General features: G+C 64.6%; 16 protein-coding genes and 2 tRNA genes. 9 read left to right on the forward strand and 9 right to left on the reverse strand.

Annotated features, from left to right (window positions below):
* Nucleotides 1–13 precede the first annotated feature (13 nt).
* Together K1X74_09840 and K1X74_09845 are read right to left on the reverse strand one after the other, a co-directional pair.
* Nucleotides 14–3520 carry a UvrD-helicase domain-containing protein gene (locus tag K1X74_09840; protein MBX7166635.1) on the reverse strand — a complete coding sequence of 1169 codons (3507 nt, stop codon included), beginning with the start codon at nt 3518–3520 and terminating at the stop codon, nt 14–16.
* Nucleotides 3490–6777, reverse strand: a complete 3288-nt coding sequence (locus K1X74_09845; GenBank protein ID MBX7166636.1) for an exodeoxyribonuclease V subunit gamma — start codon at nt 6775–6777, stop codon at nt 3490–3492. The genes K1X74_09840 and K1X74_09845 overlap by 31 nt, the downstream gene beginning before the upstream one ends.
* A 480-nt stretch (nt 6778–7257) precedes the next feature.
* Here K1X74_09845 and K1X74_09850 point away from each other — a divergent pair, with 480 nt between their 5' ends.
* The 3 genes from K1X74_09850 to K1X74_09860 all read left to right on the forward strand — a co-directional run bounded on the left by K1X74_09850 (nt 7258) and on the right by K1X74_09860 (nt 9276).
* Nucleotides 7258–8553: a DUF1559 domain-containing protein gene (locus K1X74_09850; protein MBX7166637.1), complete on the forward strand. Its 1296-nt coding sequence runs from the start codon at nt 7258–7260 to the stop codon at nt 8551–8553.
* Between the two features lie 104 nt (nt 8554–8657).
* A complete protein-coding gene (locus K1X74_09855) occupies nt 8658–9005 on the forward strand; it encodes a rhodanese (protein ID MBX7166638.1) in 348 nt (115 codons plus the stop codon).
* Nucleotides 9006–9192: 187 nt separating this feature from the next.
* A tRNA-Leu gene (locus K1X74_09860) sits at nt 9193–9276 on the forward strand.
* Between the two features lie 82 nt (nt 9277–9358).
* On the opposite strand, the gene K1X74_09865 is transcribed toward K1X74_09860, so the two are convergent.
* Nucleotides 9359–9811, reverse strand: a complete 453-nt coding sequence (locus K1X74_09865) for a PaaI family thioesterase (GenBank protein ID MBX7166639.1) — start codon at nt 9809–9811, stop codon at nt 9359–9361.
* Nucleotides 9812–10132: 321 nt separating this feature from the next.
* Here K1X74_09865 and K1X74_09870 point away from each other — a divergent pair, with 321 nt between their 5' ends.
* Both K1X74_09870 and K1X74_09875 read left to right on the forward strand, forming a co-directional pair.
* The gene (locus tag K1X74_09870; protein MBX7166640.1) at nt 10133–12430 is read left to right on the forward strand and encodes a penicillin acylase family protein; all 2298 of its coding nucleotides are present in this window, start codon (nt 10133–10135) and stop codon (nt 12428–12430) included.
* Between the two features lie 32 nt (nt 12431–12462).
* Nucleotides 12463–13365, forward strand: coding sequence for an SDR family oxidoreductase (locus tag K1X74_09875; protein ID MBX7166641.1), 903 nt, complete (start codon nt 12463–12465; stop codon nt 13363–13365).
* Between the two features lie 4 nt (nt 13366–13369).
* Here the strand turns inward: K1X74_09875 and K1X74_09880 are convergent, their stop codons facing one another.
* Complete coding sequence (locus K1X74_09880; protein MBX7166642.1) at nt 13370–14224, reverse strand: endonuclease/exonuclease/phosphatase family protein; 855 nt, start codon at nt 14222–14224, stop codon at nt 13370–13372.
* 166 nt (nt 14225–14390) lie between these two features.
* On the opposite strand from K1X74_09880, the gene K1X74_09885 reads away from it, so the two are divergent.
* Complete coding sequence (locus K1X74_09885) at nt 14391–17345, forward strand: c-type cytochrome (GenBank protein ID MBX7166643.1); 2955 nt, start codon at nt 14391–14393, stop codon at nt 17343–17345.
* A 428-nt stretch (nt 17346–17773) separates the two neighbouring features.
* The gene (locus K1X74_09890; protein ID MBX7166644.1) at nt 17774–18433 is read left to right on the forward strand and encodes a PEP-CTERM sorting domain-containing protein; all 660 of its coding nucleotides are present in this window, start codon (nt 17774–17776) and stop codon (nt 18431–18433) included.
* A gap of 127 nt (nt 18434–18560) precedes the next feature.
* On the opposite strand, the gene K1X74_09895 is transcribed toward K1X74_09890, so the two are convergent.
* The 4 genes from K1X74_09895 to K1X74_09910 all read right to left on the reverse strand — a co-directional run bounded on the left by K1X74_09895 (nt 18561) and on the right by K1X74_09910 (nt 21432).
* Nucleotides 18561–19316 carry an SDR family oxidoreductase gene (locus K1X74_09895; GenBank protein ID MBX7166645.1) on the reverse strand — a complete coding sequence of 252 codons (756 nt, stop codon included), beginning with the start codon at nt 19314–19316 and terminating at the stop codon, nt 18561–18563.
* Nucleotides 19317–19478: 162 nt separating this feature from the next.
* On the reverse strand, nt 19479–20096 hold the full coding sequence (locus tag K1X74_09900) for a hypothetical protein (GenBank protein MBX7166646.1): 618 nt from the start codon (nt 20094–20096) through the stop codon (nt 19479–19481).
* A gap of 250 nt (nt 20097–20346) precedes the next feature.
* The gene (locus K1X74_09905; GenBank protein ID MBX7166647.1) at nt 20347–21105 is read right to left on the reverse strand and encodes a sterol desaturase family protein; all 759 of its coding nucleotides are present in this window, start codon (nt 21103–21105) and stop codon (nt 20347–20349) included.
* A gap of 18 nt (nt 21106–21123) precedes the next feature.
* Nucleotides 21124–21432 carry a hypothetical protein gene (locus K1X74_09910; GenBank protein MBX7166648.1) on the reverse strand — a complete coding sequence of 103 codons (309 nt, stop codon included), beginning with the start codon at nt 21430–21432 and terminating at the stop codon, nt 21124–21126.
* A 138-nt stretch (nt 21433–21570) separates the two neighbouring features.
* Here K1X74_09910 and K1X74_09915 point away from each other — a divergent pair, with 138 nt between their 5' ends.
* Together K1X74_09915 and K1X74_09920 are read left to right on the forward strand one after the other, a co-directional pair.
* A complete protein-coding gene (locus tag K1X74_09915; protein MBX7166649.1) occupies nt 21571–22947 on the forward strand; it encodes a hypothetical protein in 1377 nt (458 codons plus the stop codon).
* Nucleotides 22944–25829 (forward strand): c-type cytochrome, encoded by a 2886-nt coding sequence (locus K1X74_09920; protein MBX7166650.1) that lies wholly within the window; start codon nt 22944–22946, stop codon nt 25827–25829. Before K1X74_09915 ends, K1X74_09920 begins: the two co-directional genes overlap by 4 nt.
* A 90-nt stretch (nt 25830–25919) precedes the next feature.
* On the opposite strand, the gene K1X74_09925 is transcribed toward K1X74_09920, so the two are convergent.
* Nucleotides 25920–25992 (reverse strand) — tRNA-Met (locus tag K1X74_09925).
* Nucleotides 25993–26044: the final 52 nt, after the last annotated feature.

Here is a 26044-nt window from a genome sequence, read left to right on the forward strand (position 1 = left end):
CTAGCGATTCGACTCACGTCCTGGCAGGCTCTTGCCAAAGGGCCTTGATGCGGCGATCGATCTCCGCGGCCGCCCAGGCCCGGGATTCGTCGTCGAGGACGAATGGCTGCTCGCCGCCGCCGCGGAGAAAGTGCAAGACGATTTCCTGCGGCGCTGCACCCAGCGAGGCCTCGACCGCCAGCGCATACACCAACGCCTGCAGTCGATAGGGCGCTGCAGCCCGAGCCGTGTTCGCCGCAGCCTCCGACTTGTAATCGACCAGGTGCCAAGCCCCGGCGCGGTCCTGGTAGAGGCAATCGATAATACCGCGGATCTGGAGCGTCTGACCGTCGTGGGGCCAGGCCAGCAGGAATTCGAGTTCGGATTGCACCGTAGCCGCAGCGGCAATCGCTGCGGCCCGAGCGCTGGCCAGGAACCGCGCGACCAGGGCGGTTGCCGTGGCCACGTCGCGCGGCGCCAGCGAGCCGTGTTGCGCAGCGAACTGCTCGACCCAACGGGCGGCGCGCGATTCGGCAGTACCGGATGCATCGCTGCGGCCACGTACCCATGCGGCGAGCGCCGCGTGCACGAGGATCCCCAGCGCGCGACCGTCGGCCGGTGCGTCAATCGTGTCGATCGCGAGCAGGTCCTCCTCTTCGATTTCGACATCGTCGCCCAGGTGCTGGGCCCGGAGCACTCCGCCGAGGCGCGAGAAGGAAAAGCTGCGCCGCGCCGCGTGATCGACCGGCACGGCGCCGACGTGGCCGGGGACGTCCGCGGTGCGATCGTCGCGCTGTCGCGCGTCGGCAATCAGGCGGCTCAGGTTGGCCGACCGCGGCTTGCCCTGCGGCGAGTCGAGAACCTCAGGCGGCTCGGTAATCACCTGTACCACCGGAACGCCACGGCCGGCGGGGCGGGGTCCGTGGTATTCGCCGGTTCTCAGGTCGAAATGCTTGGCCAGCATCTGCCGCCAGGGGTGTGATGGCTTATCGATCTGATCGCAGGCCGCCGCCAGCAGGAGCATGTCGGCGGCGCGCGTGGTCGCGACGTAGAACAACCGCGCGTGCTCGGCCTCCTCGGCTTCTTTTTCCAGCGCCTGGTACATCTCCCAACCACCGATCGACGGCAGCTTTTCTGGCGGTGCTGCGAGCGGACCCAGCACCGGGTGAAACGCCGCGGGACTCCTGCCTCCGCCGCGACGCTTGCGCTCCAGGTCGGGCAGCACGACGATGGGGAATTCGAGTCCCTTGGCCTGGTGGATCGACATCAGCCGCACCACGTCCTGCGATTCCGGTTGCGTCGCGGCCAGTGGCTCGCGCGGCTGGCGAACGACAAACTCGGCCAACTGGCGGATGAAATCGGTCAGCGTCAATGTGCCCGAGGCATCGAACTGGCGCGCCTGATCGATCAGTTTATGGAGATTGGCCACCTGGCGCTCGCCGAGGAAATCGGCCAGCAACGCGGCATCGTAGCCCGTGCGGGCGAGCGCCGTGGTCAACAGCTCGGCCACCGGACGGCGATCGCGCAGCGCGGTGAGCTCGCCCAGGACCTTTCCGGCGAACCGGACGCGCGCGGCCTGCTCGCCGGCAATGCCCGCGACGGGCGCCGCGAACAGGCCAGCGCGAATTCCCTCGGGGTGTTGGGCCAGCCAGAAGATCGTGTCGTCGGCCAGTGCAAAAATCGGGCTGCGGAGCGCTCCCACCAGGCTCAAAGCGTCCGCGGGACTGGCAACCGCCCGCAACAGGTTGAGCACATCGTAGATTTCCTGCTGGGCGTAGAAGGCCTGGCCCCCGACGACGTAGTAGTCGAATCCCCAGCGGCGCAAGGCGTCTTCGTAGAGATAGGCATCGCTCATGGCGCGAAACAACAGCGCGACGTCCCCTTGCCGGGCGGGACGGGCAGCGGGCCGATCGTTTTGCGCTGCCTCGGCATCCCAGACAAGCGGTTCGCGCGAATCGATCAGTTGGCGCAGTCGGCGCGCGATCCAATCGGCCTCGAGCTTGCGGCGCCGACGCGCCGGCTGATCGGCGGGGCCTTCCGGCTCGTCAGGTTCCTCGGGCATTTCGGCCCAAATGAACTCGATCGCCGGCAGGCGCGTGACCTGTGGGCGGGCCGCAACGAGCGGCTGATACTCGGCAAACTCGCCGGTGAAGATGGCGTTGACAAAGTCGAGAATGGCCGGCTGGCTGCGAAAGTTGCGCGACAGGGGCAACTGGCCTTCCGGCGGAATCCGTGCGCGCAGTTGATGAAACACTTCGGGCTCGGCGCCGCGGAAGCGGTAGATCGACTGCTTGTGGTCGCCGACGAAGAACAGCTTGCCGTCGTCGAGCACGTCGTTGCAGATCGCGTTAACCAGGTCGACTTGGGCCGCGTCGGTGTCCTGGAACTCGTCGATCAGCAACACCTTGATGTGCTGCGACACCTCGCGGCGCACGGCCGCGGCCTCGGGGCCGTGCAGTAGTTCGCGCGCGCCCAACAGCAAGTCGTCGAAATCGAGGGCCTGCAGAGCGTCTTTGCGCTGCTGGTAGGCGGCGGCCAGCTCCTGGCTGATGGCCAGCAATTGCCGGCAGTAGGTTGCGGCCGGTATGGCGCCGACCGGATCGAAATCGAGCGTCTTGCTCAGGTCTTTTGCCCGCTCGCGGATGACTTCGGCCGCTTGACGAAACGCTTGCATCTGTTCGGGTTCGGCCCAGTTCTTGGGCTTGGCATGCTGGACGCGCGCATGCTGGGCCAAATCGATCAGTACCCGGGCTTGCAAGGGTTGCGTCCGCAGCTCCTGCTGGCAGGCTCGAATGCCGGCGAACCGTTCGGCCATATTGCCCGGCGGCGGTTCGACGGAGCCCACCAGCTCGGTGAGCAACACATAATCGGGGCATGCGAGCAGCGAGTTCAGCCGAGCGGGTTGGTAGACCTCGCGAAAATAGCTCTCCCAGCCAGAGGCAATCTCTTCCGGCGTGCGCTCGAGCCATATCCCCATCGCCTGACGATGTCGGCTTCTCACCAGCGCGGTCAAATCCTCGCGCAGCGAGCGCAATTCGCCGACGGCGAGCACACCCCGCAAATTTTCGTCGCGGCGCGCCAGCAGCAATCGCAGCACGTCATCAGTCGTTTCGGCCAATAAGTTTGCCGCTTCGGCCTCTTGCAGCACGCGAAACTGCGGATCGAGCCGGGCCTCGACCGCATGGGCACGGAGCAACGCGGCACAAAACGCGTGAATCGTGCTGATCCGCGCGGCGTCCATACGGCGCACCAGTTGCAGCCAATGTTCGGCGTCTTGTCGCGCCGCGGTCAGCCGCCGTTCGACGGCCTTGCGAATCCGGTCGCGCATCTCGCGGGCGGCGCGTTCGGTGAACGTAATCGCCACGATCTCGCTGAGATCGACCATCCCGGGCCCCGGCTCGATATGCGCAAGAAAGCGCTCGGTGAGCACATGCGTCTTGCCGCAGCCGGCACCGGCCGCCAGCGCCACACTCACGTGACGCGTCGCCAGCGCTCGTTGCTGCTCGTCGGTCAGGCCGGGGGTCCGTCGGGGGGCGTCCATGTCTTTTCCAAGGCGCGAACATGGCTCACACGACAGATCGTGTGAAAGCCGCAGTGGCGCGTACATTCAGGATCACGGGCATAGACCGGAAACTGACCGGCGCGTGCGGCGAGCACGAGTTGCCCGACGCGCTCGGCGATCCAGCTTTGCAGGGTTTGCCATTCCTCGCGCGGCTCGCCGTCGGCCGACAGCTCGGCCACGCGATGGTACCCGCGATCTTTGTTGCCCGTCGGTCGCCAGAACCCGATGGACCCTGCTTGCACTTGTTGTTCGACCAACAAGACTTCTTCAACGGCCCGGGCATAGATCGGCAATTGCAGGACGTCGCGTTTGATCACTTCGGCGAGCTTTTTCGCGGGCAACGAGCCGGTTTTGTAATCGATTACGCTGGCCAGCGTGCGCCGCGCGGCGGTTAGCAGGTCGACCCGGTCGATGCGGCCGGCAAGCTTGATGACGCCGGCGGCCGTGGCAAGTTCGAGCGGCTGCGTGGTCGAGCGCGGATCGGACGAAGGCGGATCGAGTCCAAAGGAGATTTCAAAATGCGCAGCCTGCACGGCCGTCTGGAGTTCCTTTTCGTAAGCTTGGTGTTCCTGAGGGTACGCCGCGAGGTCACGGGCCAGCCGCTCGCGATCGATCAACCGCAGCATCGCTTCGTAGCCGAACTCCGGGTCGTGCTCTTGGGCGTCGGCGGCGAGCAGCTCGCCAATCCAGGCATGGACTTGCTCAATGCCTGCTTGGGCCAGCGCCGCCGGACCGGGGAACTCGTCGTTGATCCGGCGGTGCAATTGGGCAAGTACCTCGTGGACCACCACGCCGCGCCGGCGATAGTCGGTTTCCAGAACCAGGGCAGGCATCTCGTCGAGACCAAGTAATCGCTCGGCCAGGAACTTGTAAGGGCAGGCCGCCAGCAACTCCAGCTCGGTTGCGCTCCAGGTATAGGCCGGCCCGAACCGCGCGGCGCAGGCCTCGCGCGCCGCCGGCGTGCTCAGGATGCCTTCGAACGCGCTAAAGCGTTCGATGTCGCGGCGCTCGTCGATCGCGGTCCAGGCCGCGAGCACGTTCAGGGCCATCGGTCGCGAAGCGGTCGCCGCGACCAGTTGATGCAGGCCGTCGGACTTTCCGTCGAGAGCATCCACCGCGCCGCGCAGCCGCCATTCGGCTGGGCCATACGCCGTTTCGTCGGCCCCCGGCAGCGGGCTCAGGTCGGGGGCGTCGGTCGGTACCAGACGCTCGGACCCGAAGACGCGGCGAACTTCTTCGACGTAGGGGCTTGGCAACAACGGTTGGCCCGATTCGTCCCAGGCCGGGTAGCTTAAGTACAGGCGGCGCGTGGCGCGCGTGACCACTTCGTAGAACAACAGCATTTCTTCGCTGGCGTATTCTGCATGCGGGGCCAGTGGCAACCCTGCGTCGATCAATCGGCGATGCTCGCGCTGGCCGCACAGATGGTTCTCGCGCAAGGGCGCGGGGAAGCTCCGTTCGGTCAGGCCGGCGACAAACAAATGCGGGACCGCGAGCGCGCGTACGCTCGCCGCGGATAGGACGCGTACGCGCCCCGTTTCGTCGTGATCGGCGGGCAGTTGCTCATGGCTGGCAATATCGGCGATGGCCTGGAGAATTCCTGCGCAACTGACGCGCCCCTCGGGATCGACTTGGTCGCGGAGCTGCCCCAGCGTGCGCAGCGTTTCGCTCAAGCGGGCCCAGGCGCGACGATCGATCGGTTCGAGCTGAGGCGGCGCCAGGCTCGCTTCGTGGCCCACGGCCAAGGTGCCGTCGATCAATTGACTCAGCGTGTCGCACCAGGCTTCGAGCGTTGCTTCGGCCGGCAGGGTATCGAGCAGACGGCCGAGCCAGCCGAAATAGGCCATTGCCCGGCGTGCATGGCCACGCTGGCGTGCCTGGTGATCGTCGGGCGACGCGTTCTGCGGCGCGGCTTGAGCGGCCAATCGGGCCAGGCGCTCGCCGAGTCGCTTGCGCCCCCTTGGAAGCTGGAAATCGCGCACGATCCATTCGGCACTAGCGCGCATCGCATCGAGTTGCGCCTGTTGCGGCTGAAAGTAACTGTTGCCAATCGCCGTCAGCATCCCGGCAAAGGACCAGTCCTCGACCGCCAAACGCAACAGGGCCGTCACTGCGGCCAGCAACGGCGCGTCGCGCAGGGGACGGCCCGTCTCGATGGCTGTCGGGATGCCGTATTCGGCAAAGACTTCTCGTACCAGCGGTGCCGCTTCGGGCAGCCGGCGAAACACCACGGCGATTTCGCCGGGGCGAGTTCCACCGAGCAGCAGCTCCTTGATCTTGCGTGCCACGCGCTCGATCTCGCGCAGGGGGCGACCCGCGGCGAGGACTTCGATGCCTTCCGGCGCAACGTCGACCGCGCCTCGCCGCGGATCGGCGAAGAGCTCGGCGACGATCGCCTGTAAGGCCGGCCATGCGGCGGTGCTGCGGCGCTGCTCGTGAACCACGAGCGACTTGTGCCGCCGGCGCAGCTCGGCCAACGTGGCGCTCGTCTTGCGAAACAACTCCGGGCGGGGGACTTGTGAGTCGCTATCCCATGGGAGCGAGATCCACAGTTCGTCGAGTTGCCCGGCGAGCAATGCGAGGATTTCGTGCTGTGGTCGGGTCAAATCCGAAAACCCATCGACCACCAGGTGCTTGATCGACGAGAACGGTGCTCGAGAGCCCTCGGCAATCAACTTGCGGGCAAGCCAGAACTGGCCTTCGGCGTCGTACAGGCGATGCTCGAGCAGCAGGGACTGATAGCAGTCGTAAAGGGCCCACAGCTCGCGCTCCTTGGGCCCCAACTTTGCCTGCTCGATCGCCCCCGCAAAGTCTTCAGGCCAGATTTCGTGCCGTTTGAGCTCCGCGATCCAATGAGCAAGTTCTTCGACCAGCCCCGGCGTCGCGGCAATCGGGCCCAGCACCGGAAGTCGCCCCGCGGCGTGCAAGGTGTCGACTGAGCGCCGCAGCAGATGTCGCTTCATGGTGGGCGAGATCCGCCGCACGGGCTCGCCGCTGGCCGCAACGATCTGTTGGGCGAATTGGTCAAAGGTCAGGATCCCAGGGGCCAGCATGGCCCGCTGCCCTTGGCCCAGCAGGCCCTGGCGGACGACGTCGCTACTCCTCTGGCTGGGGGAAAGCCAGAGGCAGCTTCCGACGGGCAGCTCGGCCAGCCGGGAGCGATAGCGGCTCAGCAGGAGCTCGGTCTTTCCCGAGCGCGGCAAGCCGGCGATCACCGCAACGCGAGCTGAGGGCATGGACATCGTCCGTGAGGTGCGAATCGTCTGTCCGGACGGCGCTGAGCGGACGATCCGGCGACGTCGGCAGGAGGTGGACAGATTATCACTGATTTCACCTCGCAAGGGGAACTGGTTGTGCAGAATTCGTCGCGCGGATTCAGGCGAATTCGCCCCCTCCGAGCGATGGCCGGCGAATCGGAGTAATTTACCCAACTTCTTGTTTGACTTGGGAGTTAGGTTCGCGATAGACTCGCCACAGGAATCGCAGGTCCAGGTATCGCCCGGTGTTGCATCAAACGAGCCGCCTTGGCGGGCAGCTAGCGAGCTCTGAAGAGTTGGCTAGGGTTCGATGCGTGCCGCGATGCGAATTCTCTGGGGGCCGACCTCAGCTAGCCCGTTCGGGCAGGCGCAGGTCGCGCGAGGGCAGCAATTTTGCCTGAGTGTTTGCGACGTTCTTATTTTCTTTATTTGGTTTGTTGTTTTGGAGGAGGCGTTCTTATGTCTACTGCGTGTTCGGCGCAGCAGCGGCGGGGATTCACCCTCGTCGAACTGCTCGTGGTGATCGCGATCATCGCGATCTTGATTGCCTTGTTGTTGCCGGCCGTGCAAGCGGCTCGGCGCGCGGCTCAGCGGAGTCAGTGCCAGAACAACATGAAGCAGATCGGCCTGGCGATGCACAACTATGCCACGGCGCTGGGCAGCTTCCCGCCGGCATCGACGGGGCCGTGGATGGGCCCGGCGGCGTATACGTCGGACACGGTCCTTGAGATCTACCCCGCCACGAATCGCAACGACCCGAACTGGTCGACGGCCGGACCGGGATACCCCACGGGCCACTGCTATAGTTGGCATGCCCTCGTTTTGTCGTATATGGAAGGTGGCGGCGGTATCTCTCAGAACATCAACTTCAATCGCCGAACCTTCGACGCCACGCCGAATAACACCACGTCGGCCGGTTCGAACAAGCAACCGCCGGGCGGTAATCTGCCGGGCAATGCCTTGTTCGCCCGCCAGCAGTTTGCTGGATTCATTTGTCCCTCGTACTCCGGGCCGCGCATCTCGAGCGGTCTGTTGTACAACGACTTAGCAAGCCGTTCGCCCGGGGTTACGAATGTGACCGTAGGCGGCGCTGCTCAGTATTTCTTCAATCTGGCGATCGCGAATTATCGCGGCTTCGGTGGTAGCACGGTGTTTCACTGCACATGGCAGACGGTTGGTTCGAGCACTCAGCCACCGGACCCCGACGCGATCCTCGGTTACCCGAATCCTTTCTACAAAGCGGGTAAGCGATTCGCCGACGTCCTCGACGGCACCTCGAACACATTCCTGTGCTGCGAGTCGAAGGAAGCCAACTGGAGCGCTTGGTGGGACGGTAGCGTCGCGTCGATCTGGGCGCTTGCGTTCAAGAAAGGTGACACCGGGCCCGCGAGTGAGTTGGTTGGCGCGAACACGTCAGGTAACCCCAAGCCCTATACGGTCCCTGCCGTTGGCGTCGTCAAGGGGCTCAACTTTGGCGGCGGTCAAAAGATCGATAACCGGCCGGGGCAGAATGGCAAGAAGCAGATCTTTCTGCCGTACGTCGACACCAGCGGTGACCTGATGGCGTACTATGATCCGCGTACCCCCGGTATCCTCTGGGGGCCGAGCAGCGATCACGAAGGCGGCGCCCATCACCTGATGGCCGACGGCGGCGTGAAGTTCCTGAACGATAACATCGACACCGAAGTCTACTACGATTCGACGACGATGGCCGGACGTGAAACCGGTACCGTCGGCAGCGTCAGCACCAACTAAGGTTGCCTGGCGAAGCTCGTTCGATCCTCGCTGCCTCCGCGCCTCGGCGCGGAGGCAGCGTTTTTTCTTGGTCCCGTACCGATCACTTGCCCGGAAGCAACCCCATGTCCGATCCTGCGGGAACGCGCCCGATGGAGATCTCTTGCCGCGAGACCAAGGCCCTCTTGGACTCTGGCGAGCCCGTGTGCTTGATCGATTGCCGCGAAGTGGACGAAAGCCGGCTCGTCAGCATCGCCGGCACAAAGTTGCTGCCGATGTCCGAACTGGCCAGCCGAACCGGTGAATTACCGGCCGATCAGGGCACTCGGATCGTCGTGCACTGCCATCACGGCGGGCGGAGCATGCAGGTGGCTTTGTGGCTGCGCCGCGAAGGCTATGCTCACGCGCAAAGCATGGCCGGCGGGATCGATCAATGGGCCGTCGAGATCGAGCCGGGCATGGTTCGCTATTAGTCGCATGCGCTTGCCTGATTGCGGTCGATCGACTTACGCCGAGCCTGGCCCGAACGGCGACGCCGCCCGCAGGCATGGCTTGCATGATCGGCATGGTGGCGCGGCTGACCGTCCTTGTCAGCCTCCCGGCGATGACCTATAAACGGCTTTGCTCGCTTGCGGCCGCAAAGGCCCGCACTCTCACCCTGCCCGGGTGGCGGAATTGGCAGACGCGCAAGATTCAGGTTCTTGTCTCAGTAATGAGGTGGAGGTTCGACTCCTCTCCCGGGCACTTTTCTCCCGCGCCGTCCGCCCCGAGTTTCGACGGCACGCTGCGGTCAGCATGACCAACCAGTGGCACAGGCGCTCGCCGTCTAACTCGGCTCGCTCTGCTTGACGAGCTTTTCTGGTCGCACGGCCATGTAGATGCTGTCGCCACGGGCCACTTCTTTGCCCTCGGCGTTCACGACCACGCTCTCGGCGTGAAACAGTTGCCGGCCGATCCGCGGGATTTTCGATTCGCAAATGATGATCCCCTCGGACACCGGGCGCAGATATTTGACCCGCAAGTCGACGGACACGATCGCACCACCGACGGCGGCCACCTCTCGAAAGGCATCGGTCAGCAGCAACGCGTGGGCGATTCCCGTATCGATCAGCGAGGCGATCACGCCGCCGTGCATGATGCCGGCCGGCTGACAGAGATCGGGCCGATACGTCACCTGGGTTTTCGACCAGCCGGGCTGCATGTCGAGGATTTCCAGGCCGATCAGTCGGAAAAAAGGAAAATCGGACGCCATTTGCAGAAACTGTTCGCGGGTCAACATCGGCAGATCGTACGAAGGGTGCGAGGGTTAAGGGGGCGAGGCCCGATCATAGCGGTCGCCCGGGCCGCGGGGGAGCCGTTGATTGAGCGCACTGGTCGGCTCAACTAATATCCGAGCGCAAGCGGGACGCACGGGAAGCGACCCGCGAAGCCGATGACCCGCACTTTGTCTCAACAGGCCCTGCCTCCGATGAATTCCAGGACAAGACTTCGCCTGCGGTCGCTGGTTGCTTTCCTAGCCGTCTGTGCGGCGCTACTGAGCCGCAACGCGTACGCGGCAGAATCGCCAACCCGGCTCCAAGGCCTCGCACAAAAGGTAACGGTGTATTTCGATACCTACGATATCCCTCACGTCTATGCCGAATCGTGGGTCGATGCGGCCCGGGCCGTGGGTTATCTGCATGCCTCAGCACGGCTTGGGCAGATGGACATCTTCCGGCGGCAAGCTTCAGGTCGCCTGGCAGAGCTCATGGGCGCCGGCGCACTGGAATCGGACAAGCTGATGCGGCTGCTGGGCGTGCGCCGGACCTGCGAGGCGTTCTGGAAATCGGACGCCGTGCCGGCCGAGTATCGAGCCGAGATCGAAGCCTACTGTGCCGGCGTCAATCAACGGATCGTCGAACTCACGCCGGACAAGCTGCCGCTGACGTTTCAAGCGCTCGGCTATCGACCGACACTTTGGGAGCCGGTCGACTGTCTGGTGATGACCAAGTATATGGGCTGGGATCAATCAGGCACCGAGGATGATCTCTGGTTTGGCACCATGATCGAAAAGCTCGGTGCCGACGTTTGCAACGAGCTGTGGCCCCTGGACCGTCCGTATGAATTGCCGATCGTTTCGCGACAGGTCGAGCGGCAGCGGCTTCCAGCGCCTGGGACGCAGGCCGGAGTCGCCAGCGGCCTGCCAGCGGGCTTGGCCGCGCTTTACGAGCGGACATTTGCCCGCCTGGCGGCGTCGCGGCTGCATCCGCGCAGCGACAGTTTCGGCAGCAACAATTGGGCCGTCGCCGGCAGTAAGACCGCCTCGGGCAAACCGATTCTGGCCAGCGACCCGCATCTAGGTTTCCGGTTGCCGTCGCTGTGGTATGCCGCGCACGTTTCCGTGCGCGGGAAGAACGTGACCGGCGTGATGTTTCCCGGCAATCACACGGTGGTGATTGGCCACACCGATCATCACGCGTGGGGGATCACGAACATGCAGGCCGATGCAGTCGACTACTACGTCGAGACGGTCAAGGACGACGATGCCCGACAATACCTGCACCGCGGCCAGTGGAAGACGATGGATGTCGTCACAGAGAAGATTGCCGTTCAGGGGCAGGGCGAAGTCGAACTGCAAGTCGAGTCGACGGTTCATGGCCCCGTCGTGAGCCGCGAAGGGGGCCGCGTCGTCACGCTCGCCTGGCCGGGTACGCAGCCAACCAGCGACGCGCTGGCATTCTGGAAGGGACAGCGCGTGGAAACGCTCGAGGGTTTTCTCGACGCGCTCGACTTGATCAAGGTGCCGAACCTGAACATCTGTTATGCCGACGTCGAGGGCAACATCGCCATCCATCCTTGCGGTTCGCTCCCTGTCCGGTTGCCGGGGCAGGGGCGCGTGCCCATGGACGGCGCTTCGGGCGATTACGACTGGCAGGGCATGATCCCGAGCAACCGGCTGCCGCTGTCGGTCAATCCGCCGGAAGGCTACGTCGGCAGTGCGAATGGCCGACCTTCGCCGCAGGGCTATCCCTATTATCTCGGCTGGATGTGGGACGACAGCTATCGCACCCGGCGGATGCACGACGTTTTGCAAACAGCCAACAAAGTCACGATCGCCGACATGCAGAAATTGCAGTACGACACGCACGACAAGTGCGCTGAGCGGTTTTTGCCGGTCTTGTTGGCGTCGCTGACGGGCGCCGAGATGACGGATCCACTCGCCAAGGCCGCCCGCGCAGCCCTGGCCGATTGGGATTTCGTCGCCGATCCGGAGGCGATTGCGCCGGCCATCTGGCTGCGCTGGTTCGAGGAGTACCGCGACGGCGTGTGGCGGGACGAATGGGCGCGGCGCGGTATCGAGCAGCCCGGCGGCTCCTGGGGGTACAGCGGCAACAATCGCCGCGAGCCGATGCTCGAAGTGCTGGAGTTCCTGACGCTCGAGCAGCCAAATTCGCCGTGGTTCGACGTTGCCGACACCGCCGCGCAAGAAACCCGCGACGACGTGGCGCGCGCGGCGTTTGGGCGCGCCGTCGGCAAACTGAAAATGCAATTTGGCGACGATGTCAACCAGTGGGTTTGGGGCAAGATCAACATCTTGCGAATCGGCTCGTTGACCGAGCAGCCCGAGTTGGCCCGCGAGGGTGGTCCTGTTCCCGGCACGGCCTTTACGCTCAATCCAGGCAGCAACGTCGGCCATGTCGGCGGCGGAGCATCGTGGCGGATGCTGGTCGATTTCAGCCAGCCGGACGCAAGTCTGGGCGTGTACCCGGGCGGCCAAAGCGAGGATCCAACCAGCCCGCACTACGACGACCTGATGCCGTTGTGGGCGGCGGGCAAGTACGTCGACATGGCCGCGTTTCGCCGTACCGAGCAAGGCAGGCGCGAAGCGGCCGAGCGTGCCAGGACCTTCGTGCCCTGACCAGGAGTTTGTCGAGCCATGAATTGGGCAACATGCACGTCCTGCTAACCGGTGCCAGCGGCCAACTCGGAGCGTATCTGCTCCGCGCATTGACGCGTCGTGGCGTAGCGACCGTCGCTTGGAGCGGACGCGGCACCGGCACGCTGTTCCAGACGCCGTTGTGCTCGATCGATCTGGCGGATCAAGCGGCAGTCCGCGCGGCGTTTGACGATGCCGCACCCGACGTCGTCATTCACACCGCCGCCATGTCGGCCATTGCCGACGTCCTGGCCGATCCCGATCGGGCACATGCGGTGAACACTGCCGGTACGTGCCTGTTGGCCGAATTGGCTGCGGCTCGCCGCGCGCGACTGGTCTATATCTCGACCGACCTCGTGTTCGACGGCGAGGAAAGCCCCTGCCGCGAGACGACACCTCCGCGGCCGTTGTCGATCTACGGCCGGACCAAGCTGCTGGCGGAACCGGTCGTGCTTGACGATGCGCAGGGCCTGGTGATCCGCGTGAGCTTGTTGTTCGGTCCGACGTTGATCGACCGTCCCACGTTTTTCGATCATCAAGTAGCCGCCCTGCGCGAGGGGCGCACGCTGCGACTGTTCGACGACGAATGGCGCACGCCGCTCGATCTCGACAGCGCCGCGGCCGGCATTCTTGCCGCGGCCCAGAGCGACGTGCGCGGCATCTTGTTGTTGGGTGGCCGGGAACGTTTGAGTCGGCTGGAGATGGGCCAGCAGATTGCAGATGCGTGCGGCGCGAGCCGGGCTTTGCTCGAGGCGACGTCGCGGCTGACGGTGGGCGGTCCGGAGCCAAGGCCGCGCGATACAGCGCTCGATTCGAGCCGTTTTGAGCGGCACTTCCCCGGTGTCGTGCGCCCGTCGTTCGCCGCCGCCGTCGGGCGCTCTTTGTTCGGCGACGGCAGCGTGCTGACGGCCGGCTGAGCGCTTAGGGCAGATCGAGCCGGGCCACGACCGGGAAATGGTCGCTGGGATATTGCCCGGAAAGCGAGGCCGTGGCCACGTGCGTTTCCAGGCAAGCGACCTCTCCGCGCGTCAGGATCCAGTCGATCCGTGCGCCGCCGGCCTGTGGCCCCTGGTAGTTGTGAAACGTGCCGATCTGCTCGCCTCGCCGCTGCGCAGTGGACCAGGTGTCGGCAAATCGTCCTTCGCCGACGAGTGCGTCATACACGAGGTTCGCCCCGGCCGCCGAGTTGAAATCGCCAACCAGGATTACGGGCAGCCGGGCATTGAGTTGCCGTGCGCGTTCCAGCAGCAGCGCCGCGCTTTTTTCCCGTGATGGCTGCGATTCATGATCGAAGTGGGTGTTGATGAAGTAGAACTCGCGATCGGTTTGCAGATCGACAAAGCGAATCCAGGTGACCATCCGGCGCACGCGATTGCCCCAGGAGGCCGATCCAATCGTCTCGGGCGTGTCGGACAGCCAGTAATGATCGTATTCCAGCGGCTGCAGTCGCGACCGGCGATAGAACACGGCCATGAACTCGCCGCGGCTGCCCCCTTCGCGGCCCAGGCCCACCCAGGCATAGTCGGGCAGGTCGGCCTCGAGGTCGCGTAGCTGCCCGTAGAGCCCTTCCTGGGTGCCGATCACGTCGGGCGCTTCGGCGTCGATGAGTGCCTTGGCGGCGGGGCGCCGCTTGGGCCAGGCATTCTCACCCGTGGGTGACGCATAGCGCAGGTTGTAAGTCATCGCGGTCAACTCGGCCGCGCCGCTTCGCGAAGCGGTGAATTGCGTTATCGCCAAAGTCGCAAAGGTCAGGGTCCAACTGAAATGCCGCGGCATGGTGACGCTTCGTGAGGTTGCCAAGAGGTCAGGATCGAGGCTACCGGGCATTCGTCTAGGACCAACTCCCCATGGAGCGGTGGGACGGTCGCCACGTTGTTCCCCAATCCGGCTCCGCCCACAATACACACCGAGTCGAACCAAACAAGTCGTCGCGAGGGTCCTCGTGGAAAACCGAACTGTGATGGTCGTCGTGCTGGCTACGGTCCTGGGGGGCAGCCCATTGGTGCGTGCGGCCGACCGTGCGCCCGAGCTGGTCCCCCACAACCAGGACGCTGCGCCTGGGCCGGCCCTTTCGCCGGCAGAGGCAGCCGCGCGCATGACCGTGCCCGAAGGCTTCAAGGTTGAAGTCGTCGCTGCCGAGCCTGACCTGATCAATCCGACGAGCATGACGTTCGACGAGCGGGGCCGGATCTGGGTGACCGAGAGCGTCGAGTACCCACGCTCGTCGCCCGGCGAGGGGCGCGATCGCGTGAAGGTGCTCGAAGACACCGACCACGACGGCCGCGTCGATCAAACGACCATCTTTGCCGAGGGATTGAACATTCCCTCGGGAATCGCCGTGGGCTATGGCGGCGTCTGGGTTGCGAACAGCCCGGATATTCTGCTGCTGCGCGACCAGGACGGCGACTTGCGCGCCGATGCACGCGAAGTCGTGCTCACCGGTTTCGGACGGAGCGACACCCACGAACTGCCCAATTCGCTGACCTGGGGCCCCGATGGCTGGCTCTACGGCCTCAATGGCGTGTTCAATCACAGCCGCGTCGTGCATCAAGGCGTGGAACACAAGTTCAATTGCGCGATGTGGCGGTTGCATCCCCGGACGCGCCGCTTCGAGCTGTTCGCCGAGGGAACCAGCAATCCCTGGGGCATCGCGTGGGACACCCGCGGCAGCGCGTTCGTCAGCGCCTGTGTCATCGATCACCTCTGGCACCTGGTCGAAACGGGCTACTATCACCGCCAGGCGGGCGCCTACCCGCCCTATACCTGGGAAATTCAATCGATCGTCGATCACGCCCACCAGAAGGCCGCCTATTGCGGGCTCCATTTCTTCGACAGCGATGCGTATCCCGAGGCCTATCGCGAGCGCCTCTACATGGGCAACATTCATGGCGGCTGCATCAATGTGGATCGCCTTGTCGATCGAGGCGCGACCTATCGGGCCTCTGCCGAGCCCGATTTTCTTACGGCCCACGACGCCTGGTTCATGCCCATCGTGCAAAAGACCGGCCCGGACGGCTGCCTCTACATCCTCGATTGGTACGATCGTTACCACTGCTATCAGGACGCGCGCCGCGATCCCGACGGACTCGACCGCGGACGCGGCCGGCTGTACCGCGTTCGCTATCAAGATGTGCCGCGCGCTTCCGCGTTCGACTTAGCTGTCGAGACCGATGAGCAATTGATCGGCCGTCTCGCGAATCCGAACGTGTTCTATCGCGATCTGGCCCAGCGATTGCTGGCCGAGCGCGGCGACGCCGCGACGGCCCTGCGCCTCGAATCGCTCGTGTTCGACGAGACCCAGCCACGCAAGACCCGGATGCACGCGCTGTTCGCCAGGGTGTCCATGGGACCGCTTTCCGACGCGTTCTACCTTGGGCTGTTGGCGCATGCCGATGCCGATTTGTGTGCCTGGGGCGTGCGCGCCGCGGGAAACCAAGCGGCGGTATCGCCTGCGGTAGCGGCCCAGGTGGCGACGCTCGCGAAAGATGATCGACCAGGCGTGCAACTGCAGGTTGCGATCGCGGCGCGCAAAGTATCTGGTCTGTCCGTCGACGACGTGCTGTGGAACGTGCTCCAGCACGCGCAAACCGAAGAGGTGCTGTTGGCCGTTGTCTGGGGCCAGCTTCAGCCCAGACTGGTCGAGCGCGTCGACGAGATTGCGCGCCGACTGCAACAAGAGCCCGTTCGGCATTCGCGGGGTGTCGGCGATCTCACGGGGCGTGTGGTCGATCGGTTGGCGCGTGCACAGGTCGCGCCGGCCAGCCTGGTCGATGTTCTCAAGCCGCTGCTGGGCGATCCGTTTGTCGAGGGCCCGGCTCAGCACGCGCTCTTCGCCATGCGGATGCTCGAGCCACCGACGGATTCCACCGCAGCCTGGCACAAAGAATTGCGCGGGCGGCTTTCGCAGGAGTTGAACGCCTTGATCGACCGCGAACCGACAAGCATGCTGACCCGGGAAGCGACCTGGCTGTCGGCCTCTTGGGGAGATCGACGTTCGCTGGGTATGACCCAAGACATCGTTGCCGATGCCGGCCAGGATGTGGCGGTGCGCTTAGAGGCCCTCGCTGCACTCGCGGCGGGCGACACGGCGCTGGCGCGCGATACGGGGCTCGCCCTGCTGGATTCGACGGACAAGAACCTCGTCCGTGGCGTCTTAGCGCGACTCGGCGGCCTCAACGATCCTGCGCTGGCGGCCAAGGTGTTGGCGGTCTATGCGCAGCTTTCACCCGATGTCCAGCCTGCGGCAATCGAGTTGTTAACGCAACGTGCCGACCGAGCGCTCGAGCTTCTCGAGGCGATCGCCACCGGCACGGTACCGTCTCAATCGCTCAGCTCGACGCAGGTGCGCCGGTTGTTGATCTTCGACAATCGGCAACTGTCGGAACTGATCGCCGCTCATTGGGGGACCGTGCGTCCTGGCCGTGACCCCGCGCGCGAGCAGGTGCTCGTCTCGATGCGCCGGCTGATGGAGAACGCCTCGGGCAATGTCGAGCGCGGCGCAACGGTTTATCGAAAGCTGTGCGCGCAGTGCCACAAGTTCCGAGGCGAAGGTCAGGAAGTCGGCCCGGATCTAACGTCCAACGGCCGCGGCTCGTTCGACCAGCTTTTGTCAAACGTGTTTGATCCCAGCCTGGTGATCGGCGCGGCATACCAGGCGCGCACGGTCATCACGACCGATGGCCGCGCCATCACCGGATTGGCGGTGGAAGACAATCCACAGCGCGTCGTGCTCAAGCTGCAAGGCGGCAAACTCGAATCGATCGCGCGCGAAGAGGTTGAGCAAGTCGAGATCAGCCCCCTGTCGCTGATGCCCGAAGGCATCGAAAAGCAGCTGTCGGAGCAAGAGGTAGTCGACCTGTTCACTTTTCTGTTGGAGGATGCCGGGGGGTTGCCCTAAGGGTGATCTGGGGGCATGAACTGCGAACCATCTGGCGGAAATTGGCTATATGCTTTGTTACCCGATTTTTGAGCGGCTTGCGGCCGATGTTTCCGTGATTGTCCGGGAAATGTCGCAGTTCTGGCGGCTAATATGGTTTGTTGGGCTGACCGCAATTGGCAATGATTCAAGGCTTTTTTAGGAAAAATCGCTAGCTGCCAAAAAATTTGCTTGAATTGTCTGGGGGGTGTCTCTACCATCCTCCAATTGTGTGGCGAGTCTCGCGCGACAACCCGTTTTGGGTAGTCTGTGCGAGAGGAGGCGGTGCGTGAGCTGGGAAGCGCGGCCGCAACCAACCACCAGCAACAACTTTGAACTGATTAGATCCAATTGATTCGGCTGCATCTTTGAAAGGGAAGCTAATGGCAACATCCCCCGTTCGTGCACTCTTGTTAGTGCTTCCTCTGTTGGGAGCAGGAGTAGCGCAGGCCGCAAGCGTCTCGTACAACAACACGTACGGGCCGTCGTCCGTCGGTGGACCTACGCTGAACGTACCCCTGCCGAAGTTTGACCCCGCTCTGGGCACCCTGACCAAGGTCACTCTGACTTTGGACGCCAACACCAACGCCGGCTCGATGGACTTCGACAACGAAGCCGCTGGTTCGACCAGCGTCACGTTGAAAGTCGGTGCCTCGGTCGTTGCCACCGGTCCTGGTACGCTTGCCGTGACGGCTGTGCCGTTGCAGAGCAATGCGGGAGTCGTGTCGGGTGACACCGACGGCGCTCCGGACTTTGTCGGCACCGACGCGATCTCGGTCACGGGTGGTTCGGGTTTCGACAGCGACAGCGACATGAGCACGGCTCCCGCCGTGTTGGCGCTGTTCATCGCGTCGTTCCTGGGCGAGACGTTCAATACGAGCGTCGATCCGGACATCGCGACTTCGCTGTCGACCTCCGGCGGTTTCGGCCCGATCAACCCGGTCCCGGGTTTGACCGACGGCCTGCTGACGGTGACCTATGAATACAACGCGGTGCCCGAGCCCAGCACGATCGTGCTGGCCGGCATGGGCATCCTGGGCCTGATCGTCGCCCGGATTCGCCGCAAGTAGATTTTCTAGCGAGCCGAAAACGCTCCCTGGATCAACGCAGACGGCCGTCCTTCTTGTCGAAGGACGGCCGTTTTTTTTGTTCGCGTAGTTTTCCGGCTGTGCCCGACGTGCCGGAAGCTGCGATCAATTATTCGAGCGTGTTGCCGCCGTTGACCGAGATCTTCTGACCCGTGATGAAGCCGGCCGCGTCCGAAGCGAGAAACGCCACGGCTTCGGCGACATCGACCGGCAGCCCCATATGGCCCATCGGGACGGCCTGTGCGTAGGCGTCCTTTTCCGTCTGTGGGTCGTTGGCGTGCCGCTCGGTGGGGATCCAGCCGGGGGCCACATGGTTGACCGTGATTTGCCAGGGAGCCAATTCCAGGGCCCAGCTACGCGTCAGCCCGAGTTGGGCTCCCTTGGCCGAAACGTAATTGGAGAACTTAGGCACGCCGCGCTCGAAAACTTCGGAGCCGATATTGATGATCCGCCCCGAGCGTCGCGATTTCATTTCGCCCACGACCTGCTGGACCAACAGCATCGGGCTCTTCACGAAAAACTCGAGCTGATCGAGGCATGCTTCCCAGGTCAGCTCCTCGATCGGAATGAAGGGCTGTGGCCCTGTCGCGTTGATCACCAGAATGTCGATGGGTCCGAATTTCTGCTTGACCTGAGCGCAGAGCCAGGCCACTTGCTCCGGGTCGCGGACGTCGGCCTGCCAGCCTTCGGCCGTGCCCCCGGCCTCGCGAATGGCTTCCACCAGCCGCTCCGTTTTCGCGGGGCTGGCGAAGTAGTTGACCCCGACCTGGGCGCCTCGTTCGGCGAGCTTCTTGGCGATCTCCGCCCCCAGGCCACGCGATGCGCCCGTCACGAGGGCGACTCTCCCCTGCAAACTGACCGTCATGTTGAATCCCTCGGAAGGCCGACTGGTACCGTGCCGATCGGCGCGGTCTTGATGAAAACCGATCGGCCTTCTACCCGCGCGAGGGACCGCACGCAAGGCGCCCCTTTCGGCGGCGCCTCGCGTGGACAGCGAATCAAAGCCGCCCCCTGGCGGCTCAGGCGACTAGTGCATCCGCTGATAGACGACTTTGCCCGCTTCTGGGAACAAGATCGCATCGCCGCCGTCTTGCAGGAATTTGGCCAGCGAATCGGCCGAGTCAGTCACCCAGACGCTCTTCAGGTTGGCGCCCTCGCGGACGGCCTTGCCCCGCAGTCTTCCGGCCTCGATCATCCGGCCCGTGGCCTCGAAGTCGCAGTACCAGGTGGTGAGTTGATCGCCGCTGACGCGGTATTTGACCAGCCAATAGCGCTGCGACTTGCCGTGCTCCGGATCGGCCGGCACGACCAGGCTGGCATACGATTGATTCCCGATGGTGGTACTGACGAATCGCATCGTCAGCGGGTCGCCGAGCTTGTTGTCGGGTTCGCGCGAAACCATCACGAATTTTGCTGTCCCGGGTTCGACCGCCTCGGCACCGGGGGTGATCGGCGCGTTGGGCTCAATTCCAATCATCAGCGTTTGCACGCTGCCGTTGGCTTGTTTGACCGTCCAATTGCCCGACAGCAGCGTGTCGAGCTGCGCCTGGGCCGGGTCGACCAACGGTTGTTCGAACTCGGAAACGCACGACGGCAGGACGGCAACCAGTGCGATCAATGCGAGCGGCCCAATGCGGCGTGACATCGTGAGGGCTCCTTTTCTGCGAACTCGCCAGGGTCGTGGTCGGGACAGGTTTGCCGGTCGGGCGAGCTGGCCGAGCAAACCGCCGGTGCACCTACGGCACCTCTACGTTCCAGGCTCGGTTCCTGTTTGAATTATCACGCGCCGGGCGCTGGAATGTCACCGCACAGTTGCCGCAGGGACAGTTCCTACCGCATTTGCAGCGCCCAGCCCCACGGGACGCTTGGGACGGCGCAAACGGGCCCGCTGTGAGTCAGGCCGAGCGCCCCGCTGCGACTGGCTGCCGCTGAAAGGCCTCTGCCTCGGTCGGGGGGGGTGTCGCAGAAGTTTCCGATCCCGCCGAGGTTGGCTCGTTCTCGCGCGTTGGTGCGGCGGCCTTGCGCCGTGGCAGGAATGGATCGACGATCTGGCCGAAATAGTCGGTCGGCAGGTCGTAGTCGATGCCGTAGTCGGCTGGGCGGCGATCTTGCGGCATGTAATACGAGCCGAACAGCAGGTCCCACAGGACCAGCGTATTGCCGAAGTTCTTGTCGTATGCGGCGCGGTCGCGCACGTGGTGCCAGTGGTGATACTCCGGCGTGACCCAGAGCCGATCGAGCCACTTCAGGCGCCAACTCACGTTGGCGTGAATGACAAATCCCCAGTACTCGATGAGCAGGATCGCGATGCCCATCTCGATGGCATCGAGTCCGAAGAGCGTGGCCAGCGTCGACGACACGGCGGTGGCGAAAGTGATGTCGATGGGGTGTCCACGGCGGCTGGCCAACCAGTCCAAATGGCGGCTCGAATGGTGTACCGCGTGGAATCGCCACAGCCAGGGAACCGTGTGGCTAATGCGGTGCGTCCAGTAGTCGCTCAGGTCGAGGCAGCAAAACGCCAGCGCGATCTGCACGAGCCCCGGCAGGCCGGCCACCCAGCTCGATACAAATTCGATGCGGTAGGGGGCCAACAGCCTGTTCAGCACGGTGATCACGGCCATCGCCAACAGCGGCGAGACCCACACGTGCATCATGTCGGTCACGATTCCCGGTCACAAGATCGGCGCCGCATGGCGCTGAAACACGCGTTCGGCAGGCAGCAGGATAAAGACGCCAAAGGCCAGGTAAATCGACTGGGTGCCGACAAAGTAGAACCCGGCAGCAATGGCCAGCAACGCGGCGGCAACCTGCAGGGGTCGCGGGTACCACGCGGACTCGACCCAGGGGCGCACCGGGCGAAGGCGGCCCGCCGCGGTCGAAGAGATGCCATTCCGAGCAAGCTCCAAAGTGCGCTCGGTGGCCTGATGATCAGCCGCCTGCCCCACCGCCGGCGCGGCCAACTGCGGACTGGAGGAAGACATGTCCTGACTATAGTTGTCTGCGAAGAACGCCGCAAACTAACCGTCGGCCCGCGCGATGGGCCGTCGTGCCGGGCGAAGTTTTTGCCCTGTGCCGTGGGCCCTCTTACAATCGCCACGACTTTGCGGGAGGAAACGGCCATGCCAACGGCGACGGTAGAATCACGACCGGGGCGAGTGCGGTGGATTGCCTGGGTGGTTGCGGTCACCTGGTGGATGCCGCTGGCCGAGGCCCAGGCAGAGGCTTTGCGCGTGGGGGCCGGCGTAGCCGAATTCGAGGCCGACGACTCGATGGTCATTGCCGGCGGTATTGGCCCCTGGAAGCCCATGGGCCAAGAGGGACTGCTCCGTGCAGTCGCGGTCGTGCTCGAGCGGCCCGGCGATGGTCGCTTTGCCATCGTGGCGTGCGACGTGCTGTTTGTTACCGGCGAGATGGTGACGAAGGCCAAGACGGCGATCGAGTCGCGGCTGGGCATTCCCGCGGCGCAGATCCTGATCAATGCCACGCACACGCATTCGGCTCCCAGTACGGTGCGAGTGCACGGCTATGGGCCGGAGCCGGTGTTTGTCGAGCGCGTCACCGCCGGCATTGTCGCGGCCGTCGAGGCGGGAGTGAACAATCTTCGCGACGATTGCCGGTTTGCGTTTGTCCAGGGTGAGGAAAAGTCGGTCGGACAGAACAGCCGGCTGCTGCTGAGCGATGGTTCGATTTTCTGGGTCGGCCCGCACGACGATGTGGTTCGGCCCACGGGACCCTTCGATCCCGAGTTGCCCGTGTGGCAATTCACGCGAGCCGATGGGCGGCCCCTGGCGTTGATCTACAATCACTCGACCCACACGATCGGCACGATCAAGGGTCTGGTGCGTTCGCCGTCGTTCTACGGTCTGGCCGCACAGCAGCTCGAAGAGGAGCTGCACTGTCCGGTCAGTTTTCTGGAGGGGGCATCCGGTTCGACGCACAACCTGGGCACCGTCACTACGGCCGAGGCCGTCGAGCGTATGAAGCAGGCCGTGCGGCAGACACTGGCCACCGCGCAGCCGGTCCAGGTCGATCACATCCGCGCCGCCATGCGGCCCTTCACTTTCAAGATTCGCACGGTCGACGAGGAAGTCGAAGATGCGAAGGTGGCCACCTACTGCCGCAAGCGCATTCCGGCAAATGCCGAGGAAGTGATCGAGGTCTTTCGTACGCAGCGCAAAGAGTTGAAACCGCTGATGGGCCAGGACCGTGCGACCTGGTTGCAGGTGATCTTGATCGGCGACGTGGCGCTGGTGGGTGTGCCGGCCGAATTCTTCACCGTGCTGGGTGTCGATATCAAGAATCGCTCGCCGTTTGAGCACACCTACGTCGCTGAGTTGGCCAACGACTGGATTGGCTACATTCCCGACCGCGAGGCCTACCAGCTGGGCGGGTATCAGACGTGGATGGGACACCACAGCTATGCCGAGCCGGGCACCGGCGAGCGAATGGTCGACGAAGTGGTGGCCATGCTTCAATCGCTGGCGGCGTCTCGATGAGTGGGGCCAAGCAAGGCGTTAGTTGGCTGCTGGGCTGCGCCGTAGCGTTGCTCTGCCCAGCGGTTTTGCCGGCGGGCCCGCTAACACCGGATGAAGAGCGGGCGACGTTCGAACTGGCCGACCCGACGCTGGCGATCGACCTGGTGGCCGCGGAGCCGGACGTCGACAGCCCTGTGGCCATCTGCTGGGACGCGCGGGGCCGAATGTTCGTGGCCGAAATGCGCGATTACCCGCTGGGGCCGGCGGCCGGTCGCATTCGCCGGCTCGCCGATCGCGATGGCGATGGTCGCTACGAAGACGCCGGCGTGTTCGCCGAGGGCCTCGCCTTTCCCAACGGCTTGCTGGCCGTGCAAGACGGTCTGCTCGTGACGGCGGCTCCCGATCTGCTCTGGTTCGCCGATCGCGACGACGACGGCGTCGCTGAAGAGCGCCGCGTCGTGTTCACCGGGTTCGCCGAGGGCAATCAACAGCTTCGCGCCAACGGGTTGACCTGGGGCCTGGATAACTGGATTTATGGTGCGAACGGCCGCAGCGACGGTGCCGTGCGCCGCCCCGATCAGCCGCCCGAGGCTGCGCAATCAATTCGCGGACAAGATTTCCGTTTCCGCATGGACGGCCGCTTCGAGCCGATCGCCGGCCAAAGCCAATTCGGGCAGACGCGCGACGATTGGGGCGAGCGGTTCCTCGCTTGGAATACCATCCCGATTCGTCATGCGCTGCTCACCACGGACGACGTTTCACGGAATCCGCGGTTGGCAGCGCGGGCCATCCGCAACCTGGCCGATCCGAACGACAATGGCCAGGTGTTTCCCCGTGCCCCGCGGCCGACGCAATTCAATCGCGAATCAGCGCTGTTTTACAACGCCTTGTGCGGGCTGTACGTCTACCGCGGCGATGCTTTGCCGTCCGGCTATCGCGGCAATGCGTTTGTCGGCGAATCGCTGAGCAGCCTGGTGCACCGGCGCGTGCTCGAGCCACAAGGGCCCAGCTTCGTGTCGCGGCGCAGTGAAGCGGGGCGCGAATTCCTGGCAGCGCGGGACGGCTGGTTCCACCCGGTCTTTTTTGCCACAGGGCCCGACGGCGCGTTGTACGTAGTGGACTTCTATCGGCGATTTGTCGAACACCCGCAGTTTGTGCCGGCCGATCAGCGCGACTCGGTCGAATGGCGCGAGGGCGCGCCGCACGGCCGCATTTGGCGAATTCGCCCGCGCCAGGACTGGCAGCCGCGCCCGCCTGAACGCCTCGACGAGCTATCGGAGGACGATCTGATCGCGCGGCTGGGGCACGCTAACGGCTGGCAGCGCGACACGGCGCAACGCCTGCTGGTCGAGCGTCGGGCCGCGCCGGGCGGCGCCAAACTGCTCGCGGTGGTCAAGCACGGTTCGCCCCTGGCCGCAGCACATGCGATCGCCGTACTTGCTGCCGACGGGCCGTTGCCGGGCGCAGCCCTCGAACTTGTCGCCGCGCGCAAGGAGCCGCGATTGAGTCTGGTGACGTTGCGACAGGTCGCGCCGCGGCTCGACGCAGAGATCCCGTTGCTCGACTGGGTCGCGCGCATCGCCGATCACGCCGACGTGCCCCTGCAGTTCGGCATCGTGCATACTTTGGCGGACGTCGACGCGCCGCGCGCGACGGAGCTGCTGGCAGATTGCTTGATGCGCTGGAGCGACGAGTCGTTGTTGCTGGCTGCCGATTGCGCCGGTCCGGCCACCGCGCTGCGATTGCTACAACAACTCGATCGCCTGGACGCGCAGCTGTTGAAGACGGCGGCACGGCAAGCCCTCGTACGCACACTCTGCGCGCAAGCGGCGCGCGCGGGCGACGAGGGGGCGCGATGGTGCCTGTCGCGCGTCGTGGTTGCGGATGCGCCTGGCGAATCACAGCCCGGCGAGGGCGCGTTCGCGGTCCTGGCAGGCATGGCCGAGGGGTTGGCGATCGAGGGTCGCTCGCTGGCGCAATTGCTGGGGAGCCGATCGGCGGCCATCGCCGTGGCTGCTGCCGATCGAGCGCTCGATCGGTCAGGTGATCCGGCAACGCGCCGCCTGGCGCTCGACCTGGCCGAACAACTGGGCGACGCGGCTATTGCTCGGCGCTTGTTGAAGCTGTTGTCGCCGGCAAACGAGGCACCGCTCAGCGCTACGGCCGCGCGCCTGATCGTGGCACGCTGCGATGCGGAACTGGCGGCCGACGTGTTCAAAGGCTGGACGGCGCACGCCGTGGCCGCGAGGCAGGCCCTGTTACGCAGTGCAGGCGCCTCGCCGGTGTTTACCGCGGCACTCGTCGCGGCACTCGAACAGCAACAGGTGCTGCCGGCGGAACTTGACCCGGACGAGCGCGCTCGGCTCCTGGCTCTACCCGACCGGGCGCTTGCCCTGCGCGCTCGGGCCCTGTTTGCTTCGGCAATCGACGCGTCGCGCGAGGAAGCGCTCGAGCGGTATGCCGCAGCCGCGACGTTGGCGGGCGACCCCTTGCGCGGCGGGGCCTTGTTCCGACAGCATTGTGCAACCTGCCATACGCTGCTGGGCATCGGTACGCGCGTAGGGCCCGAACTGTCGAGCGTGGCGGCGCGCCCGGCCGACCAGTTGCTCGTCGACCTTCTGGATCCCAGCCGGCAGCTTTCGCCGGATTTTATGAGCTATCAGGTGATCACCGACGACGGCCGCGCGTTCACGGGGCTCTTGGCGGCCGACACACCGGCCAGCATTGTCTTGCGCCGCGGCGAGGGCCTCGAAGACACGATTCCCCGCGGCAAGATCGAGACCTTCGAGCGCACCGGCAAATCGCTGATGCCCGAGGGCCTGGAGCAGCGATTGTCGTTGCAGGACGTGGCCGATTTGTTCGCCCTCTTGGCCGGGCCGCGGCCCGAGTTGGTCAGGCCCTGACGCCGGCCAGTTAGCGAACGACCACCGGCGGGCGTCTCGACGGGCCGAGGATCTGCGATCCGTCTTGGTCAGCCGCAGGCAAGCAAACAATAGCGGCGGTAGGACTTGAACCTACGACCTACGGCTTATGAAGCCGCCGCTCTAACCTCTGAGCTACGCCGCCGAACCTATTTGGACTAGCGACTTTACAGCGGCCATGCAGCGTCGACAAGGGG

Source organism: Pirellulales bacterium, assembly GCA_019694435.1.
Classification (GTDB): Bacteria; Planctomycetota; Planctomycetia; order Pirellulales; family JAEUIK01; genus JAIBBZ01.

What these genes read in the sequence shown, in the direction of transcription:
- K1X74_09840 (MBX7166635.1), bottom strand. Translation starts at nt 3,520, where the DNA reads ATGGACGCCCCCCGACGGACCCCCGGCCTGACCGACGAGCAGCAACGA.
- K1X74_09845 (MBX7166636.1), bottom strand. Translation starts at nt 6,777, where the DNA reads ATGCCCTCAGCTCGCGTTGCGGTGATCGCCGGCTTGCCGCGCTCGGGA.
- K1X74_09850 (MBX7166637.1), top strand. Translation starts at nt 7,258, where the DNA reads ATGTCTACTGCGTGTTCGGCGCAGCAGCGGCGGGGATTCACCCTCGTC.
- K1X74_09855 (MBX7166638.1), top strand. Translation starts at nt 8,658, where the DNA reads ATGTCCGATCCTGCGGGAACGCGCCCGATGGAGATCTCTTGCCGCGAG.
- K1X74_09865 (MBX7166639.1), bottom strand. Translation starts at nt 9,811, where the DNA reads ATGTTGACCCGCGAACAGTTTCTGCAAATGGCGTCCGATTTTCCTTTT.
- K1X74_09875 (MBX7166641.1), top strand. Translation starts at nt 12,463, where the DNA reads ATGCACGTCCTGCTAACCGGTGCCAGCGGCCAACTCGGAGCGTATCTG.
- K1X74_09880 (MBX7166642.1), bottom strand. Translation starts at nt 14,224, where the DNA reads ATGCCGCGGCATTTCAGTTGGACCCTGACCTTTGCGACTTTGGCGATA.
- K1X74_09895 (MBX7166645.1), bottom strand. Translation starts at nt 19,316, where the DNA reads ATGACGGTCAGTTTGCAGGGGAGAGTCGCCCTCGTGACGGGCGCATCG.
- K1X74_09900 (MBX7166646.1), bottom strand. Translation starts at nt 20,096, where the DNA reads ATGTCACGCCGCATTGGGCCGCTCGCATTGATCGCACTGGTTGCCGTC.
- K1X74_09905 (MBX7166647.1), bottom strand. Translation starts at nt 21,105, where the DNA reads ATGATGCACGTGTGGGTCTCGCCGCTGTTGGCGATGGCCGTGATCACC.
- K1X74_09910 (MBX7166648.1), bottom strand. Translation starts at nt 21,432, where the DNA reads ATGTCTTCCTCCAGTCCGCAGTTGGCCGCGCCGGCGGTGGGGCAGGCG.
- K1X74_09915 (MBX7166649.1), top strand. Translation starts at nt 21,571, where the DNA reads ATGCCAACGGCGACGGTAGAATCACGACCGGGGCGAGTGCGGTGGATT.
- K1X74_09920 (MBX7166650.1), top strand. Translation starts at nt 22,944, where the DNA reads ATGAGTGGGGCCAAGCAAGGCGTTAGTTGGCTGCTGGGCTGCGCCGTA.